General features: G+C 61.7%; 17 protein-coding genes. 6 read left to right on the top strand and 11 right to left on the bottom strand.

What is annotated here, in order from left to right; translation table 11 throughout:
• Window positions 1-20: 20 nt before the first annotated feature.
• Entirely contained in the window at window positions 21-542 is a 522-nt protein-coding gene (gene yjgA, locus IFT57_RS04305) for a ribosome biogenesis factor YjgA (RefSeq protein WP_122479510.1), read from the bottom strand.
• A gap of 107 nt (window positions 543-649) precedes the next feature.
• On the opposite strand from yjgA, the gene pmbA reads away from it, so the two are divergent.
• The 6 genes from pmbA (at window position 650) to IFT57_RS04275 (ending at window position 5,866) form a co-directional block, all read left to right on the top strand.
• Window positions 650-1,996, top strand: a complete 1,347-nt coding sequence (gene pmbA, locus IFT57_RS04300; RefSeq protein WP_122713457.1) for a metalloprotease PmbA — start codon at window positions 650-652, stop codon at window positions 1,994-1,996.
• A gap of 104 nt (window positions 1,997-2,100) precedes the next feature.
• Window positions 2,101-2,496, top strand: coding sequence for a FagA protein (locus IFT57_RS04295; RefSeq protein WP_122713456.1), 396 nt, complete (start codon window positions 2,101-2,103; stop codon window positions 2,494-2,496).
• Complete coding sequence (locus IFT57_RS04290; RefSeq protein ID WP_192150656.1) at window positions 2,489-3,865, top strand: class II fumarate hydratase; 1,377 nt, start codon at window positions 2,489-2,491, stop codon at window positions 3,863-3,865. The genes IFT57_RS04295 and IFT57_RS04290 overlap by 8 nt, the downstream gene beginning before the upstream one ends.
• Window positions 3,866-3,895: 30 nt before the next feature.
• On the top strand, window positions 3,896-4,348 hold the full coding sequence (locus tag IFT57_RS04285; RefSeq protein WP_192150654.1) for a hypothetical protein: 453 nt from the start codon (window positions 3,896-3,898) through the stop codon (window positions 4,346-4,348).
• A gap of 2 nt (window positions 4,349-4,350) precedes the next feature.
• Complete coding sequence (locus IFT57_RS04280) at window positions 4,351-4,962, top strand: superoxide dismutase (RefSeq protein WP_122479506.1); 612 nt, start codon at window positions 4,351-4,353, stop codon at window positions 4,960-4,962.
• 10 nt (window positions 4,963-4,972) lie between these two features.
• The gene (locus tag IFT57_RS04275) at window positions 4,973-5,866 is read left to right on the top strand and encodes a ZIP family metal transporter (RefSeq protein ID WP_192150652.1); all 894 of its coding nucleotides are present in this window, start codon (window positions 4,973-4,975) and stop codon (window positions 5,864-5,866) included.
• A gap of 84 nt (window positions 5,867-5,950) precedes the next feature.
• Here the strand turns inward: IFT57_RS04275 and IFT57_RS04270 are convergent, their stop codons facing one another.
• From IFT57_RS04270 to IFT57_RS04225, 10 genes are all read right to left on the bottom strand, one after another.
• Complete coding sequence (locus tag IFT57_RS04270; RefSeq protein WP_122479504.1) at window positions 5,951-6,223, bottom strand: HPr family phosphocarrier protein; 273 nt, start codon at window positions 6,221-6,223, stop codon at window positions 5,951-5,953.
• A 16-nt stretch (window positions 6,224-6,239) separates the two neighbouring features.
• Window positions 6,240-7,097, bottom strand: a complete 858-nt coding sequence (rapZ, locus tag IFT57_RS04265) for an RNase adapter RapZ (RefSeq protein WP_122479503.1) — start codon at window positions 7,095-7,097, stop codon at window positions 6,240-6,242.
• Window positions 7,098-7,099: 2 nt separating this feature from the next.
• Window positions 7,100-7,564 carry a PTS IIA-like nitrogen regulatory protein PtsN gene (gene ptsN / locus IFT57_RS04260; RefSeq protein WP_192150650.1) on the bottom strand — a complete coding sequence of 155 codons (465 nt, stop codon included), beginning with the start codon at window positions 7,562-7,564 and terminating at the stop codon, window positions 7,100-7,102.
• A gap of 12 nt (window positions 7,565-7,576) precedes the next feature.
• Complete coding sequence (gene hpf / locus IFT57_RS04255) at window positions 7,577-7,885, bottom strand: ribosome hibernation-promoting factor, HPF/YfiA family (RefSeq protein ID WP_049860579.1); 309 nt, start codon at window positions 7,883-7,885, stop codon at window positions 7,577-7,579.
• A 78-nt stretch (window positions 7,886-7,963) separates the two neighbouring features.
• A complete protein-coding gene (locus IFT57_RS04250; RefSeq protein WP_192150648.1) occupies window positions 7,964-9,457 on the bottom strand; it encodes an RNA polymerase factor sigma-54 in 1,494 nt (497 codons plus the stop codon).
• Between the two features lie 163 nt (window positions 9,458-9,620).
• Complete coding sequence (lptB, locus tag IFT57_RS04245; protein WP_043186715.1) at window positions 9,621-10,346, bottom strand: LPS export ABC transporter ATP-binding protein; 726 nt, start codon at window positions 10,344-10,346, stop codon at window positions 9,621-9,623.
• A complete protein-coding gene (gene lptA / locus IFT57_RS04240) occupies window positions 10,346-10,891 on the bottom strand; it encodes a lipopolysaccharide transport periplasmic protein LptA (RefSeq protein ID WP_043186718.1) in 546 nt (181 codons plus the stop codon). The genes lptB and lptA overlap by 1 nt, the downstream gene beginning before the upstream one ends.
• Window positions 10,878-11,450 carry an LPS export ABC transporter periplasmic protein LptC gene (gene lptC / locus IFT57_RS04235; RefSeq protein WP_192150646.1) on the bottom strand — a complete coding sequence of 191 codons (573 nt, stop codon included), beginning with the start codon at window positions 11,448-11,450 and terminating at the stop codon, window positions 10,878-10,880. The genes lptA and lptC overlap by 14 nt, the downstream gene beginning before the upstream one ends.
• Window positions 11,451-11,458: 8 nt before the next feature.
• Window positions 11,459-11,995: a KdsC family phosphatase gene (locus IFT57_RS04230; protein WP_122713626.1), complete on the bottom strand. Its 537-nt coding sequence runs from the start codon at window positions 11,993-11,995 to the stop codon at window positions 11,459-11,461.
• Window positions 11,996-12,012: 17 nt separating this feature from the next.
• On the bottom strand, window positions 12,013-12,987 hold the full coding sequence (locus tag IFT57_RS04225; RefSeq protein WP_122713449.1) for a KpsF/GutQ family sugar-phosphate isomerase: 975 nt from the start codon (window positions 12,985-12,987) through the stop codon (window positions 12,013-12,015).
• Between the last annotated feature and the right edge of the window lie 204 nt (window positions 12,988-13,191).

Below are 13,191 nucleotides of genomic sequence, written 5' to 3'. Positions count from 1 at the left end.
GCGGCCTGCCTTCAGGCGTCTCAGCGCAAGCCGCGTTGAGTTTCGTCCAGCTCGCGGATGTACTTGAAGATCTTGCGCGTAGTAGCAGGCGGTTTGTTGTGCGCCGTCTCGTGCTGGGCCTGGCGAACCAGGTTGCGCAGGTGCTGGCGATCGGTTTCCGGGTACTCGGCGAAAAACGCCTCGAGCACCTGGTCCGGGCCGGCTACCAGCCGATCACGCCAGCGCTCCAGGTTGTGGAAGCGTTCGTTGTATTGCCGGGTGGAAGCGTCCACTTGGTCGAGCAGCACCAGAATGGCGTCGATGTCCTGATCGCGCATCAGTTTGCCGATGAACTGGATGTGGCGTTTGCGCGCGATGTTGGCAGTGTGCTTGGAGGCATCGGCCAGCGCCCGGCGCAGGCCATCGGTCAAGGGCAGGCGATTGAGCATGTCCGGCTTGAGCGTGATAAGGCGCTCGCCAAGATCGGTCAGCGCATGCAGCTCGCGTTTGACCTGAGTTTTGCTTTTTCCCTCGTCGAGGGAGTCGTCGTAAGAATCAACCATGGGGGCAGTCCGCAAATAAACGCCGCCATGATAACCAGTCGGGGGCCGCTTGTCTGGCCCGGCCGTAGATCGGCCCGCCCCGAACCCGAATTTGATTGGAGAACACCATGAACGCACCCCAGAGCGTCGGCCCGCAGGCATTGCCAGTCCTGCAGGAGCAAGTGCAGCAGATCATCGATGAAGCCAAGCGTCAGGGGGCCAGCGCCTGTGAGGTGGCCGTGTCGCTGGAGCAGGGCTTGTCCACATCGGTGCGCCAGCGCGAAGTCGAGACCGTCGAATTCAACCGCGACCAAGGTTTCGGCATCACCTTGTACGTCGGTCAGCGCAAAGGCTCGGCCAGCACCTCGGCGAGCGGCCCCCAAGCCATTCGCGAAACCGTCGCTGCAGCCCTGGCGATCGCCAAGCACACCTCCGAGGATGAAAGCTCGGGCTTGGCCGACGCGGCCTTGATGGCCCGCGAGCAGCCCGATTTCGACCTGTATCATGCCTGGGACATCACGCCCGAGCAGGCCATCGAGAAGGCCCTGGCCTGCGAAGCCGCAGCCTTCGATGCCGAGCCCTTGATCAAGAACGCCGACGGCACCACGCTCAACACTCATCAGGGCTGCCGCGTGTATGGCAACAGCCACGGTTTCATCGGCGGCTATGCATCGACGCGGCACAGCTTGAGCTGCGTGATGATTGCCGAGGCCAATGGGCAGATGCAGCGCGACTACTGGTACGACGTAAGTCGCCAGGGCGAGTTGCTGGCTGATGCCGCCTCCATCGGTCAGCGGGCCGCGCAACGCGCTGCCGCTCGCCTGGGCGCACGACCGGTGCCGACCTGCGAGGTGCCGGTATTGTTCTCGGCGGAACTGGCCGGGGGGCTTTTCGGAAATTTCCTCGCAGCGATCTCCGGTGGCAACCTGTACCGCAAATCTTCTTTCCTGGAAGGGGCGATGGGCCAGCGGCTGTTCCCCGAGTGGCTGACCCTGGACGAGCGTCCGCACCTGATGCGCGCCATGGGCAGCGCGGCATTCGACGGCGACGGTCTGGCGACCTATGCCAAGCCGTTCGTGGAGAATGGTGAACTGGTGTCCTACGTGTTGAGCACCTATTCGGGCCGCAAACTGGGCTTGCCCAGCACGGCCAATTCCGGCGGTGTGCACAACCTGTTCGTGACCCATGGCGACGAAGACCAGAACGCGCTGCTGCGGCGCATGGGCCGTGGCTTGCTGGTGACCGAACTGATGGGCCATGGCCTGAACATGGTGACCGGGGACTACTCGCGTGGTGCCGCAGGGTTCTGGGTCGAGAATGGCGAGATCCAGTTTCCGGTCCAGGAAGTGACCATCGCCGGCAACATGCGCGACATGTTCAAGCAGATCGTTGCCGTGGGCAATGATCTGGAACTGCGCAGCAACATCCGCACCGGCTCGGTGCTGATCGAACGCATGACGGTCGCTGGGAGCTGATGTCGATGCCCGGCCCTCCGGGTCGGGCAATCTCCGCTGCGGTACTTGTGTTGATTCTCGATATCAATCAATAATGAAACTCATTCCGGCTATTGGGTGCGCCGATGAGTTCTGCTGTACACGAATCCGCCTATCTAGAGAATTGGCATTGGCTGGGCCTGCAGATTCGCTGCGCGCTGCTGCCCAACGAGCCGCGACTCATCGACCACTACCTGGCCGAGGGGCGCTACCTGGCGCGTTTCACCCCCACCTCCCCGAAATCCGTAGCACACGGCACCTTCCGCCTGCTGCTGGCGACCGCCCTCGACCAGGCGTTGCCCTTGCACTGGCGCAGCCTTTGCCTGGATCAGGCCTGGCGCCCCCTGCGCGACTTGCGTAACTGCGCGGCAGACCCTGCCCACATCCGCCAATGGCAGGACTGCGCCCATCAATTGGCGCGCTGTGAGTTGCTGCCTTCGATCCCACTCACTGATCTGCTGCAAGGATATTGCGATGAGTAACACCCGTATCGAGCGTGACAGCATGGGCGAGCTGCAAGTGCCGGAGGCCGCCCTGTATGGCGCCCAGACCCAGCGTGCAGTCGACAACTTTCCCATCAGCCACCAACGCATGCCGACCCAGTTCATCCGCGCATTGGTTCTGGCCAAGGCGGCGGCGGCCAAGGCCAACGTCGAGCTTGAACAGTTGAGCGCGGCCCAGGGCGATGCCATCGTGCGTGCCTGCGAACAGTTGCTGGCGAGCGACTTCATGCAGCACTTCCCGGTCGACATCTACCAGACCGGCTCGGGCACCAGTTCCAACATGAATGCCAACGAGGTCATCGCAACCCTGGCCAGTCGGATCTTGAACGAGCCGATCAATCCCAACGATCATGTCAATTGTGGTCAGAGCAGCAACGACATCATCCCCACCAGCATTCACGTAAGCGCCGCTCTGGCGTTGCATGAGCACCTGCTGCCTGCGCTGCAGCACCTGGTGCAGGCCATCCAGGCCAAGGCCGAGCAGGTCCATGGGTTCGTCAAGACCGGCCGTACCCATCTGATGGACGCCATGCCGGTGCGCATGAGTCAGGTCCTCAATGGCTGGGCGGCCCAGGTCCAGGCCAATATCGGTCACCTGCAGGCTTTGCAACCAGCCTTGCAGGCCTTGGCACAAGGTGGCACTGCCGTGGGTACCGGGATCAACGCCCATCCCCAGTTCGCCCAGCGCTTCAGCGAGCATTTGGGCGAACTTACCGGCGTCGCCTTCAGGCCCGGTGACAACCTGTTTGCTCTGATCGGTTCGCAAGACACCGCTGTGGCGCTGTCCGGCCAACTCAAGGGCACGGCCGTCACGTTGATGAAAATCGCCAACGACTTGCGCTGGATGAACTCAGGGCCTTTGGCAGGCTTGGGCGAAATCGAGCTTGAAGCCCTGCAACCTGGCTCCTCGATCATGCCGGGCAAGGTCAATCCGGTGATTCCCGAGGCGACTGCCATGGTGGCCGCGCAAGTCATCGGCAATGACGCAGCCATCGTGATAGCCGGTCAGTCGGGCAATTTCGAGCTCAATGTGATGCTGCCGATCATCGCCAACAACCTTCTTTCAAGCATCGAACTGATGGCCAATGCCAGCCGTCTACTGGCTGACAGGGCGATCGCGACGTTCAAGGTCAACGAAGCCAAGCTCAAGGAAGCGTTGGCGCGCAACCCGATTCTGGTGACCGCACTCAACCCGATCATCGGATATCAGCAGGCTGCCCAGATTGCCAAGCTAGCCTACAAGGAGGGTCGGCCTATCATCGATGTGGCACTGGAACACACAGACCTGAGTCGCGAACAGCTCAGCGACCTGCTCGACCCGGAAAAGCTCACTGCCGGCGGTATCTGACCGCCAGGCAACCGCTGGGAGACGTCCGCCATGCAGCACTGGAAACGTATCACGGAGACGGCCAACGCCTGCTTTGTCCGGGGCGAGCTGATCGATGCGCGCGAGCATTACCTGCAGGCCCTGGCGTGGGCTCAGGTGCTGCTCGAGCGTTGGCCGGATGTCGACGAAGCGGTGGCCGCCTGTGTCATCTCCCACCACAACCTGGCCGACCTGCACCTGCAGTTGCATCAACCCGAAGAAAGCGCCGAGTACCTGTGCGCCATTCATGAACGCTTGCTGCGTGCGGCCGAGGATCCTCGGCTGCCGTCTGCACTGCGCGATGCGGCCCTGCGCCACGCCAGCAAGACCTACGCCGAGTTGCTCGGCTTCACTCGCCAGCATGGCGAATACCCCCGTACCCACCGGTTGCTGTGTAGCGCCGCCGAAACCGACGTTGCGCCAGTCGTCACGCAACCCGATAACCTTCCCTACGGAGTTCACTGAAAATGCCTTATACCCTGCCTGCCTTGTCCTATGCCTACGATGCCCTGGAGCCGCACATCGATGCCGCGACCATGGAGATCCACCACACCAAGCACCACCAGACCTACATCACCAACGTCAACGCTGCCATCGAAGGCACCGAATACGCCGAATGGCCCGTGGAAAAGCTGGTTGCCTCGGTCAAGCAGCTGCCGGAGAACCTGCGCGGCGCCGTCACCAACCACGGTGGTGGCCATGCCAACCACAGCCTGTTCTGGGAAGTCATGTCGCCCAATGGTGGCGGCCAGCCGCAGGGCAGCGTTGCCCAGGCCATCGAAACCGAGCTCGGCGGGTTCGATGCGTTCAAGGAAGCATTCACCAAGGCCGCGCTGAGTCGTTTCGGCAGTGGCTGGGCCTGGCTCAGCGTCACGCCGGAAAAGAAGCTGGTGGTGGAAAGCAGCGGCAACCAGGACAGCCCCTTGATGAATGGCAACACGCCGATTCTGGGTCTCGACGTCTGGGAGCACGCCTACTACCTCAAGTACCAGAACCGTCGGCCTGAATACATCAACGCGTTCTACAACGTGGTCGACTGGGCCAACGTCGAGAAGCGCTACCAAGCCGCCGTGAACTGAGCCTCGCGCCATGGGATCGCAGACCTTTGCGCTGGTCAGTGTCCGCCGCTTTCGCCTGGCGCTGGGCACAGTGCTGCTGTTGGCAGGGGCCGCCTTGCTGGTGGGTGAACTGCTGGCCTGGCTCGATCTCGATCCGCGCATCCTGCGCGCGCTCGAAGGTGGTGCCATCTGCGCCCTGGGCACTGCTCTGGGCGCGGTTCCCGTACTGGTCATCCGCAGCATGCCGGTCGCCGTGGCTGATACATTGCTGGGCTTCGGCGCGGGCGTGATGCTGGCGGCCACTGCGTTCTCGCTGATCATTCCCGGCCTGGATGCGGCAGCGGCCATCGGTTTCTCACGCTGGGGCGCTGGTGGCCTGATGAGCCTGGGCATCATGTCCGGAGCGTTCTGCCTGTATCTGGTGGACCGGAGGGTTTCCGGGGTCACACCCGACTATCTGGTGGGCAGCACGCAGCAGCCTGTGATTCCTGCACGTATCTGGATCTTCGTGATCGCCATCATCGCTCACAACATCCCGGAGGGCATGGCCATCGGCGTGTCGGCGGGCGGCGGCATGCACGACGCCGACAGCCTGGCGATGGGCATTGCCCTGCAGGACGTCCCCGAGGGTCTGGTGATCGCACTGGTTCTGGCAGGGGCGGGCATGGCCCGGTACAAGGCCTTCCTGATCGGCGCAGCATCCGGGTTGGTCGAGCCGGTGTTCGCAGTGCTCTGTGCCTGGCTGGTGCGTATGGGCGAGCTGTTGCTACCGCTGGGCCTGGCCTTTGCAGCCGGTGCAATGCTGCTGGTGGTGACTCACGAGATCATTCCGGAATCGCGCAGCAATGGTCATAACAAGTTGGCGAGCCTGGGCCTGTGCCTAGGTTTTTGCCTGATGATGGTCATGGATACTGCGTTATCTTGACCCCTGACCCCAGAGCTCAGAACCTGACGTAGCGCAGTACTGGATTGCCGCTACCGGGTTCTGTCTCTCGACCGCTGGTTCGCTTCACTCGCCTTCGTCGAATTTGTCATTGATCAGTTTGACGATGGCATCCAGCGCCTGCTGATCCTGCTCGCCTTCGGTGTGCAAGTGAATGGTGGTGCCTTTTCCGGCTGCCAACATCATCACACCCATGATGCTCTTGCCATCGACCAGAGCTTCTGGTGTGCGGCCGACGCGTACCTGGCAGGGAAAGCGTCCCGCCACGCCGACGAATTTCGCTGCGGCACGGGCGTGCAGGCCGAGCTTGTTGATGATTTCTACTTGGAGGGCGGGCATTGCGCGGGGGATCCTTTCAGCTGAGGTCGCGATGGCGAACCTGGACGTTCTTGAGCGACTGCTGCAGCAATCGGCCCAGGCGCTCGGTCAAGTATACCGAGCGATGATGCCCGCCTGTACAGCCGATGGCGATGGTGACATAGGCACGACTGCTGGCGGCGAAGCGCGGCAACCATTTGAGCAGGTAGGAGGAGATGTCCTGATACATCTCTTCGACGTCCGGCTGGGCCGCCAGGTATTCGGCGACCGGGGCGTCGAGCCCGGACTGCTCGCGCAGTTCCGGCTTCCAGTAGGGATTGGGCAGGCAGCGCACGTCGAACACCAGGTCGGCGTCTATCGGCATGCCACGCTTGAACCCGAATGACTCCACCAGAAAGGCGGTACCCGGTTCGGGCTTGTTCAGCAGCCGGACCTTGATGGCATCGCGCAGTTGGTAAAGGTTCAGGTTGGTCGTGTTGATCTTGAGATCGGCCAGATCGACGATAGGCCCGAGCAGATCGCTCTCGACGCGGATGGCCTCGGCCAGCGAGCGGCTTTCATTGCTCAGCGGATGCCGGCGACGTGTTTCGGAAAAACGCTTGAGCAGTGTTTCTTCGTCGGCGTCCAGATACAGCACATCGCAATTGATATGCTTGGCACGTACTTCGGCCAGCAGTTGGGGGAAACGCGACAAGTGGCTGGGAAGGTTGCGCGCATCGATCGACACCGCCACCTGCGGCTGCGCCAGCTCGGTATGGATCAGGGCACGCTCGGCCAGTTCGGGCAGCAAGCCTGCCGGCAAATTGTCGATGCAATAGAAACCGTTGTCTTCGAGAACATCCAGGGCAGTGCTCTTGCCTGAGCCTGAGCGGCCACTGACGATGATCAAACGCATGGTTAATGACCGCTCTGCTCGTCCAGTACCACTTGGTACAAGGCTTGATTGCTGGGCGCCGAACGCAGTCTTTCGCGCACTTCCTTGCGATCGAGCATGCTGGCGATCTGGCGAAGCAACTCCAGGTGCGCATCGGTGGCCGCTTCGGGCACCAGAAGCACGAACAGCAGATCCACGGGCGCGCCGTCGATGGCGTCGTAGTCGATCGGGGCGCTGAGGTGGATGAGGGCGCTGACGGGGGTGTCGCACCCCTTGAGGCGACAATGCGGGATGGCAATGCCGTTGCCGAATCCGGTCGAACCCAGTTTTTCACGGGCAATGAGCGCTTCGAACACGGTTTGGGTGTCGAGCGATGGCACTTCACGACCGATCAGGTTGGCGATCTCTTCGAGTGCTTTCTTCTTGCTGCCGCCCGGCACGTTCACGCAGGAACGGCCGGGGGTCAGGATGGTTTCTAGTCGGATCATGGGTGGGGAGTGTCAGCGAGCAGTCGCGCCTTGCAGCAGACTTTGCTGTTTTTCCTTATGCTTTTTGAGTTGGCGATCCAGCTTGTCGGTAAGCAGGTCGATGGCCGCGTACATGTCGTCATGTTCGGCATTGGCGACCACCTCACCACCGGGTATGCGCAGGGTGGCTTCGATTTTCTGTTTGAGCTTCTCGACTTCCATGATCACCTGAACATTGGTGATCTTGTCGAAATGACGTTCGAGACGCTCGAGTTTTTCCCCGATGTAGGTTCGCAGGGGTTCGGTCACATCTAGTTGGTGTCCACTGATGTTGACTTGCATACCGCTTCTCCTTATTGCCATTGCATAAAGAAGCAGGCTTGGGTGCCTGCCACTGGAACGCTGTGGCACATCGCAGGGCTACATCAACCGCTTGCGTTCGCTGGACGGCGCAATCCCTAGGGATTCGCGATACTTGGCGACCGTTCGACGGGCTACCTGGATGCCTTGTGCCTCCAGTAAACCAGCGATCTTGCTGTCACTCAACGGCTTTTTCTGATTTTCGGCCGCAACCAGTTTCTTGATGATCGCGCGGATCGCCGTGGAGGAGCATTCGCCACCTTCCGAGGTACTGACATGGCTCGAGAAAAAGTATTTCAGCTCGTATATGCCACGCGGCGTATGCATGTATTTCTGCGTAGTCACCCTGGAAATGGTCGACTCGTGCATGCCTACCGCCTCGGCGATGTCGTGCAGCACCAGAGGCTTCATGGCCTCGTCGCCATAGTCGAGGAAGCCGCGCTGATGTTCGACGATCTGCGTCGCCACCTTCATCAGGGTTTCGTTGCGGCTCTGCAGGCTCTTGATGAACCAGCGCGCTTCCTGCAGCTGATTGCGCATGAAGGTGTTGTCGGCGCTGGTGTCGGCGCGCCGCACGAAGCCTGCGTACTGCGGATTGACCCGCAGGCGTGGCACGGACTCTTGATTGAGCTCGACCAGCCAGCGGTCGCTGTCCTTGCGCACGATGACATCGGGCACGACGTATTCCGGCTCGCTGGACTCGATCTGCGAGCCGGGCCGCGGGTTGAGGCTCTGCACCAGTTCGATGACCTGGCGCAGCTCGTCTTCCTTGAGCTTCATGCGGCGCATCAACTGGCTGTAGTCGCGCGAGCCGAGCATGTCGATGAAGTCGCTGACCAGGCGCTGGGCTTCGGCCAGCCAGCGGGTCCTGGGCGGCAGCTGGCGCAGTTGCAGCATCAGGCATTCGCTCAGGTTGCGGGCGCCAATGCCGGCGGGCTCGAACTGCTGGATGCGGTGAAGCACCGCTTCGATCTCATCCAGCTCGATGTCCAGTTCAGGATCGAAAGACTCGCAGATTTCCTGCAGCGTCTCGTCCAGGTAACCCTGGTTGTTGATGCAGTCGATGATGGTCACGGCGATCAGCCGATCAGTGTCGGACATGGGCGCCAGGTTCAGCTGCCACAACAGGTGCGTCTGCAGGCTCTCGCCGACCGATGTGCGCGTGGTGAAGTCCCACTCGTCGTCATCGTTGCTTGGCAGGCTGCTGGCGCTGGTCTGGTAGACATCTTCCCAGGCGGTATCCACGGGCAGTTCGCTGGGGATGCGCTCGTTCCAGTCGCCTTCCTCGAGGTTGTCGACCGTGGGCGCGGATTCCTGGAAGCTCGGCTCCTGGATTTCCTGGGGGGGAGTCTGCTCGATCTTGTCGGCCAGCGGGTCGCTGTTGTCGAAGTCGTCGCCTTCTTCCTGGCGTTCGAGCATGGGATTGGATTCCAGCGCTTCCTGAATCTCCTGTTGGAGGTCCAGGGTCGATAGCTGGAGAAGGCGGATGGCCTGTTGCAACTGCGGTGTCATCGTCAGTTGCTGGCCCATACGTAGGACGAGCGATGGTTTCATGGCAGGAACTTAACACCTTGGTCGCCGGCGCGAAGCGCCTTCTACTACGGGTACCGAAATACCCGGCTTATGTCGTAAGCAAATTATATGCCTGAAACCTGAGTGTTTGCCTAGGGCGCCATGAAAATTAATGCCCGCTGGAGGGCGCTGGCGCCCTCGGGCCTTACAAGCGGAACTCGTGGCCCAGATAGACTTCGCGCACCAGATCGTTGGCCAGGATAGTCTGGGCATCGCCCTCGGCGATCAGCTGCCCGTCGTTGACGATGTAGGCCGTTTCGCAGATGTCCAGCGTCTCGCGGACGTTGTGGTCGGTGATCAGTACGCCGATGCCCTTGGTCTTGAGGTGATGGATGATCTGCTTGATGTCGCCGACCGAAATCGGGTCGACACCGGCGAAGGGTTCGTCGAGCAGGATGAACTTGGGCGCGGTGGCCAGTGCCCGGGCGATCTCCACGCGGCGGCGTTCACCCCCCGAAAGGCTCATGCCCAGGTTGTCGCGAATGTGCGTGATGTGGAACTCCTGCAGCAGGCCTTCGAGCTCGGCCAGCCGGGCCGTGGCATCGAGTTCCTTGCGGGTTTCCAGAATGGCCATGATGTTGTCGGCCACCGACAGCTTGCGGAAGATCGAGGCTTCCTGCGGCAGGTAACCGATACCGGAGCGGGCGCGGCCGTGCATCGGCTGGTGGCTGACGTCCAGGTCGTCGATGAGTACGCGGCCCTGATCGGCCTGCACCAGCCCGACAATCATGTAGAAACAGGTGGTCTTGCCTGCGCCGTTGGGGCCCAGCAGGCCGACGATCTGCCCGCTCTCGATGGACAGGCTGACGTCACGGACGACTTGCCGGCTCTTGTAGCTCTTGGCCAGGTGCTGCGCTTTCAGAACTGCCATTACTGGGCCTTCTGCGGTGCGTCGGATTTCTTCTTCGGCTGGATCACCATGTCGATGCGCGGACGAGGCGTGGTGACCTTGCTGCCCGTGGCGCGGCCAGCGTTGACCACCTGGCGCACGGTGTCGTAGACGATCTTCTCGCCTTCGGACGTGTTGCCGTCGTTGATGACCTTGGCCTTGTCGATCAGCACGATACGGTTCTGCGCCGCGAAGTACTGGATGGTCATGCCATAGGCCTGCACGATGGGCTTGTCGGCGGCAGGTTTCTGCTCGTAGTAGGCCAGGTTGCCGACGGCAGTGAACACGTCCACGTCGCCCGTGGCATTGCGGGTGATGGTCACGGTGTTGCCGGTGATCTTCATCGACCCCTGGGTAATGATCACATTGCCCTTGTAGGTCGCCACGCCCTGTTTGTCGTCGAGCTGGGCATCGTCGGACTGGATATGAATGGGCTGATCGCGGTCAGTGGGCAGTGCCCAGGCGCTCGCGCTTCCCAGTGCTGCGCTCAGGCTGAGCAAAAAGGGGAGGGTTTTAACGAGCCTCATACTGTCCTCTTACGTTGGACAGCAAGTTGATCTTGCTGTCATTCAGATACGCTTTCATGCCCTTGGCCGTCGACACGCCACCGGCGCCGTCGATTCTAACGTCTTGGTCGGTCTGCGCATATTGCTTCTGTGGGAAAATGGTCATGCGCGAGCTGGTGATCAGCGTAGCGCGGCTTTTCTGATCGGTACGCGCGATGCGCACCGAATCGATCAGCTCGACTTCGCTGCCATCGGGATTGACTTCGCCACGGTCGCTGGTCACGTGCCATGGATAGACGGTGCCGCGGTACAGCTGCATGTCGGGCTTGGTCAGCAAGGTGACCTGCGACGTCTTGACGTGCTCGACCTTGTCGGCGGTCATGTCGTACTGCACGCCGCCATCGGGCAGGTACTGCCGCGCCTTCGCGTTGATAGCGTAGTAATCGATCTGGCTTTCGTCGACGGCCGCCGTGGGCTGGTCGAGGAAGCGCTCCGGGCTGATGTCCCAGTAGCCGATGGCGGCGAACAGCAGCCCCAGCACACCCAGGATGACGATATTGCGGATTTTCTTGTTCAGCATGTCAGGCCCTACAGGTAGGCGGCGCGGGCCGCTTCGAGATTGCCTTGGGCATCGAGGATCAGCTCGCAGAACTCGCGTGCCGCACCGAAGCCGCCACTGGCCTGGGTCACGCCGTCGGCATGCTGACGCACGAAGGCGTTGGCATTGGCCACTGCCATGCCCAGGCCCACTCGGCGGATCACCGGCAGGTCGGGCAGGTCGTCGCCCAGGTAGGCCACTTGTTCATAGCTCAGGCCGAGTTCGGCGAGCAGTCCGTCGAGCACCACGAGTTTGTCTTCGCGGCCCTGGAAGAGATGCGCGATGCCGAGGTTCCTGGCGCGCCGCTCGACCACCGGGCTCTTGCGGCCGGTGATGATCGCCGTGGTCACGCCGCTGTTGATGAGCATCTTGATGCCCTGGCCATCCAGCGTGCTGAAGCTCTTGAATTCGCTGCCGTCTTCGAGGAAATAAAGACGGCCATCGGTCAGTACGCCGTCGACGTCGAATACGGCCAGCTTGATGGCCTTGCCTCGCTGCAGGAGGTCGTTGCTGCCAGTCTCGGGCATTGCACCATTCTCGGTCATTACATGACTCCCGCGCGCAGCAGGTCGCCAAGGTTGAAGGCGCCTACCGGACAGTCTTGATCGTCAACCACGATCAGTGAGTTGATCTTGTTGTCTTCCATGATCTTCAGCGCTTCGGCAGCCAGCATGTCGGCGCGAGCGGTCTTGCCGTGGGAAGTCATGACGTCTTCGATTCGAGTGCTGTGGACATCGATGGTGCGATCCAATGTGCGTCGCAGATCGCCGTCGGTGAAGATCCCGGCGAGGCGGCCGTCGGCTTCCAGGATCGCGGTCATGCCCAGGCCCTTGCGGGTCATTTCCATCAGCGCATCGCGCAGCAGTGTACCGCGCGCCACTTGTGGCAGCGCGGTGCCGGTGTGCATCACGTGCTCCACCTTGAGCAGCAGGCGTCGGCCCAGTGCTCCGCCGGGATGGGAGAAGGCGAAGTCTTCGGCCGTGAAGCCGCGCGCCTCGAGTAGGGCAATGGCCAGCGCATCGCCCAGCACCAGGGTAGCGGTGGTGGAGGAGGTCGGCGCCAGGTTCAGCGGGCAGGCCTCCTGGGCGACGCGCGCGTCGAGATTGACCTCGGCAGCCTGGGCCAGGGGTGAGTCGGGGTTGCCGGTCATGCTGATCAGCGGAATGCCCATGCGCTTTATCAAAGGCAGCAAAGTGACGATCTCCGCTGTCGAACCGGAGTTGGACAGGGCCAGGATGACGTCCCGGCGAGTGATCATGCCCATGTCGCCATGGCTGGCCTCGGCAGGATGCACGAAGAACGCCGGAGTACCGGTGCTCGCCAGGGTCGCGGCGATCTTGTTGCCGATATGGCCGGACTTGCCCATGCCCAGCACGATCACGCGGCCGTCGCTTTCGAGGATCAATTCGCAGGCGCGCACGAAATCGGCGTCGATATGGGCGAGCAGGCCCTCCACCGCTTCGATTTCGAGACGTATGGTGCGGTGCGCGGATTGGATCAGGTCGCTGGTCTGGCTCATGGCGAAAATCGGTAGGCCCGGTGAAAAGGCGGCGATTATAGCGGGAATGGACGTGCGACTCACCTGCCTATTTCGTCGCCTCGGTAAATCGGCGGTACACCACGCCAATGGATCAATCTTGGGCGGCGCGTGTCTGCAATGCTATAGTTCGCCGCTTGTTCGGCCTGTCCGCGCCAAGTGTCTTCGGTCAGAAGATGAGCGTCC

Source organism: Pseudomonas sp. CFBP 13719 (assembly GCF_014842095.1).
Lineage (GTDB): Bacteria > Pseudomonadota > Gammaproteobacteria > Pseudomonadales > Pseudomonadaceae > Aquipseudomonas.
Note: the sequence above shows the minus strand (reverse complement) of the source record. Positions and strands in the feature narration are given on the sequence as shown.